Source organism: Desulfosporosinus sp. Tol-M2, from assembly GCF_059735615.1.
Genome location: NZ_JCAIJG010000108.1, coordinates 1 through 4,216 on the forward strand (window position 1 = coordinate 1; position 4,216 = coordinate 4,216).

A 4,216-nucleotide genomic window follows, 5' to 3' on the forward strand; every position below is an offset into this window, starting at 1 on the left:
GTATGGTATTATTTAATCGAGAAATAAACCTCAATTTAGCTAAGCATAATTCGATACTCGACAGTTTTTCAATAAATGGGGTTGCAAGTTGGATTTATTAGGTAGATCCCATGTACCACAGTGTACTCACTAATTAAAATAATTCTTTTATTGCCTTACATAATTCTTCTGGAATAACCACACTTACTGGTTCTTGCAGTAATGCTTGAAAGAAATTCAAATCAGGAGCAAAATCTCTTATGTTTAAAAATGTTCGTGGTACGATTCTAAAATGGGCAGGAAAAAAGTTCTGCCCTTTAGGACCGAAAAACAGTGAAGCATTAAAACTGAATATATCGTTTTTTATGAAATAACGGAAAACATTATGAAGACCCTGAATCAATTCGTTAGTATCTGAATCTAAGAAATCATCAATGCAAAATATTTTTGGGAAAACACACATGATTTCTCCGAGGACTCCCAATGATACGAAGGATGTTAACCAATGGCTGCTTCCAATCTGCCCGATATACCTTTCGTCAATTTTCTTTTCCACTTTAATGAGTTCAGACCAAAAATCAGTTTTATATTGCCAATAAAATTGTTCGGCAGCCTTATATTCATCTGTAAACTGGTTTCCTGGGTTTGCTGTAGCAAAATACTGCTGGTGTGGGTGCACTAACCCGCCTCCGGAAGGCGGCATATAGTTCCATGTCATAATGTGATATGGTAAAGAAGGATCATGTGCCTTAACTGTTTTCAGAAAGTTAATCCCCACGCTGAAAGAATCAAAAAGCCTCTTATCATTGAAGCATTCCAAAGGCACCACATGATCATTGGTCATAATGTCTACAGCACTATAGATGTCATATGGGTATAGGTTAGGAACAAGCAGAGCTTCCCCTTGCGACAGGCGGCCTTGAGGAATAACTTCTTTAACGAATTTCGGAGTTAATTTTTCTTTCAAGTCGTCGCAAAATGGGCAGAATCCCTTAATTTCAGGATCGTTGTATCTTTGCAGGTCCAGTTTTTGTGGTTTGATTGCTCCAAAGTGTGAGAAGTGGCCTGTCCTACCGGTAAGAGGGTTAAACCTCACCTGGAATTTCTCTGCCGTCTGTTCAAATTTTTGTCGGGGGTCAAGAAATGTGCTGGTCAACTCTATCGTTTTGAATTTAATTATACCGGGCATACGATTACCTCCCAAAAAGATAAAACATTAGCTAGATATCAATACTAATATTACATTATTGGATTTATTCAAGTAAATTTTTCCGAGAGAACTAAAAATTTAAGTTTTATTAACCGACTATGGATGAGACACTTTAGCAGCCTGGGGGTACTGGTACGTATGCATACAACCGTCCAAGGGAACATATTGGGGAATAATTCCGGCCTTCGGGGGTACACTTTTACGCGAATATATGGGGGTACCCGGTGGGGGTATATGAGATATTCGCGTAATCGTGTAAAAATTCGGGAAAAAACGCCCCCCTTAAATTATAGAAATTGAGATGGTTGATAGTAGGTCCAGTTTAAGTTAATAGGAATTCACGCCGGATCGGTATTAGACGGTCTGGTCATTTTTGTTTTTTCTTAGAATATTTTCCCGATCTTCAACATTGAATATTAACCTTGCAAGAACCTCTTTTTCGTCATAAAACGAAACATCTCCTTTAAAATAAAATCTTTAATATTTTAAAAGAGATATGAACAGGACGTAATAACTACAGCAGTAACTCCTACGAATATTTTCACAAGCCATTTCACCATTCGGGATATTCTACTGATTTTATTATACCTCTATTTATTAATCGTTTTTTAATAGTTTTCTATATTTATCCTGGTTTTATGTTCAACGAATATTCCTTTTCAGGGTTTTCTCTTGGGTCTAGGCGGATGAGGTACAAAATGTTACTATGTATATTAAAGTATAAAATTGAAATTATCATAGAGAAGATTGGAGGATAGAATATGCTGCTGTTTGAAAAAGAAAAGTCCATTAGCATTGAACAAGAAGATACTAACATAAGGATTATCGTCCATTTAAAGGACTACTTCCACGAGATAAAAAGTATTGTAACCTTTGATAGTAATTTTACGTTGATCTTGGCCGCAAAGGTTCAGATAATTAAAGTGCCCTGGGATTTATGTTATGAAGTTGCATCAAAAATGGAAGGTCTTGTAGGTTTGAAAATCCAAAAAGGAATTAAAGAACAGGTGCAGAGAATACTGGGAGGGTCTATGGGTTGCTTGCATTTGGTGGAACTTGCTATGGAATCAATCACAACCGTGATTCAACTTCGGGATTTCCACCTACTGCCCAAAACAATGCCCTACAAAGAAAGAATGGAAAAAATCAGGGAAATGTATAAGGGGATATGCCACGCTTACAGTAGCGATGACAAAAATCCCAAATTACTGAGGGAAAATTTGCAAAGCCAACTCGATTAAATCCAAAGGAAGTGTCCCAAAGCATATGGGACCCCACGTCGGATTCAATGGGTCGAGGGGTGTGGCTCATAGGGGTATTCCTTTTGGGTAAGCCCCACCCCTTTCTTTAGGGTAGCATCCGCCGCCCCCATATCAAGTCTTATTTTGGGTCAACGATGATTCTTAAACGCGGTTCCCAGTTCCGTACTGGCGGTTTCCATCTCTCCGGAACTGCGGTTTCGCCGCACGTGAATGTTCATATCACCGATATCTTCATTTGTGCCATAAGTAATCCATTACCGAAGATGGAGAATAATATGTTGAGGTCGAGAGACAAAGCAATCATCGTCAGTTCCATAGTGTCCTTAATACTAAGTCTAATGGATGGTGCTTTGACAATTTGGGGGTTAGGACAAGGCGCAACCAAAGAGATGCTTATCATTCTAATTTGGCTGATTTTCTTTTTCTAACACTAAAAGAGAGTATCGCTGACTGCTGAAAAATAGTTCACTGGGACTTCCATAAATTACTCTATTAATAGTACCAGAACTACCCGGGTACATACAGGAGGGATAACAGCATCGGGGGCGTCCGTCCGTTGGGAGTTATTGCCGTCGATCCTGCATTAATCCCTCTCGGAACAAACATATTTGTCGAGGGTTATGGACTGGCTCACGCTTTAGATACTGGAGGAGCAATAAAAGGGAACCGCATCGACCTTATATGAATTCCACAGAGGCAGCATTAGTATATGGTGTTCGGAACGTCGTGGTATATGTTCAGTGAACTCGATAAGTAGAAGTAGCATTGAAGATAGCCCTTGAAGGTACAAACCCGCGAGGGCTTTTGTCTTGTCCGGAGATGGTTGAATGCCTAGAAAGCCCAAGCGACCATGTTTATATCCCGGCTGTCCAAGGCTTACGTCAGGACTTTTTAGTGAAGACATTAGATGTAACGAAAAAAATATAACAGTCAGCAGGGTTCCGCTGCAAGTAGAGGATGAGAGTAATTGGGAAAGTCAATGCAAACTGTGTGCAAAAGAAGATTTTTAACTGTGGATAAGTCAGTGGAAACTTGTGGATAAGCATCAATATGTGTGAATAACTGTATTATTTAGTAAGGATGTGACAAATGACGGAAATTGAAAAACAGCAGATCTATGACCTCCGGCTTAAAGGAGTTGGATATAAAGCTATCGCTGCAGTGCTTGGGGTTTCTCGAAATAGCATTCGTGGCTTTTGCATAAGGAACGGACTTGACGGTGATGCAAAGAAAGGTTCCCTTAATGTAGAAGGTTAGCAGCGGGGCTTGGAGTCTCGATCGAGGAGTTGGGAGGGAAAAGTTGAGGTCCCCAGAATAAGTCGCCCTGCTCATCCCTAGATGAGGGAACGGTGTACCGGCGGCTTGGTTAAGAATCCAGGTTTTTCGGCAAAAGAAGTAGTTGGTCGGATTTACGTTGGACTTAGAATTAGAGTAGGAATAAGAGTTTTAATTGGGTCTTTCACACAGGATAAAAATGTGGCCTATGGGTAACAAAACTGGAAAATTCATTAAATCCTTAAAGGATTTCTGCTTAATTCTAAGGAATAAATAAATAATTACTTTGTGTTTTGACATCAATTAAGGATATGGGCGACAATTAAACGGGCTGTGGATATCCCAAATAACTCTTAGTTCAAGAGGTTAGTAGAGTGACTGGATCTAAAGATGCCCATTCCCAGAGGGAAGGGTGTACCGGCGGCTTTGTAAAGAGGGACTAGGGTAGTTAAGGGATGTTTGGGGTGGGTAGACTCTAATTGAGTTTAAA

4 protein-coding genes are annotated in these 4,216 nt (G+C 39.7%); 3 read left to right on the top strand and 1 reads right to left on the bottom strand.

Translation table 11 applies throughout. The features are described from left to right. Positions 1–133: 133 nt before the first annotated feature. Positions 134–1,168, bottom strand: a complete 1,035-nt coding sequence (locus tag AC6I5A_RS07880) for a hypothetical protein (RefSeq protein ID WP_034614121.1) — start codon at positions 1,166–1,168, stop codon at positions 134–136. Between the two features lie 782 nt (positions 1,169–1,950). Between AC6I5A_RS07880 and AC6I5A_RS07885 the strand changes: the two genes are divergently transcribed. The 3 genes from AC6I5A_RS07885 (at position 1,951) to AC6I5A_RS07895 (ending at position 3,708) form a co-directional block, all read left to right on the top strand. After that, positions 1,951–2,430: a DUF2889 domain-containing protein gene (locus AC6I5A_RS07885; protein WP_052167967.1), complete on the top strand. Its 480-nt coding sequence runs from the start codon at positions 1,951–1,953 to the stop codon at positions 2,428–2,430. 577 nt (positions 2,431–3,007) lie between these two features. Beyond that, on the top strand, positions 3,008–3,136 hold the full coding sequence (locus AC6I5A_RS07890) for a 3D domain-containing protein (RefSeq protein ID WP_497900596.1): 129 nt from the start codon (positions 3,008–3,010) through the stop codon (positions 3,134–3,136). Between the two features lie 404 nt (positions 3,137–3,540). Continuing rightward, complete coding sequence (locus AC6I5A_RS07895; protein WP_497900597.1) at positions 3,541–3,708, top strand: hypothetical protein; 168 nt, start codon at positions 3,541–3,543, stop codon at positions 3,706–3,708. Positions 3,709–4,216 lie beyond the last annotated feature (508 nt).

Bases quoted from the DNA above. Each gene is read 5' to 3' on its own strand.
- AC6I5A_RS07880 (WP_034614121.1), bottom strand. From the start codon at position 1,168: ATGCCCGGTATAATTAAATTCAAAACGATAGAGTTGACCAGCACATTT.
- AC6I5A_RS07885 (WP_052167967.1), top strand. From the start codon at position 1,951: ATGCTGCTGTTTGAAAAAGAAAAGTCCATTAGCATTGAACAAGAAGAT.
- AC6I5A_RS07895 (WP_497900597.1), top strand. From the start codon at position 3,541: ATGACGGAAATTGAAAAACAGCAGATCTATGACCTCCGGCTTAAAGGA.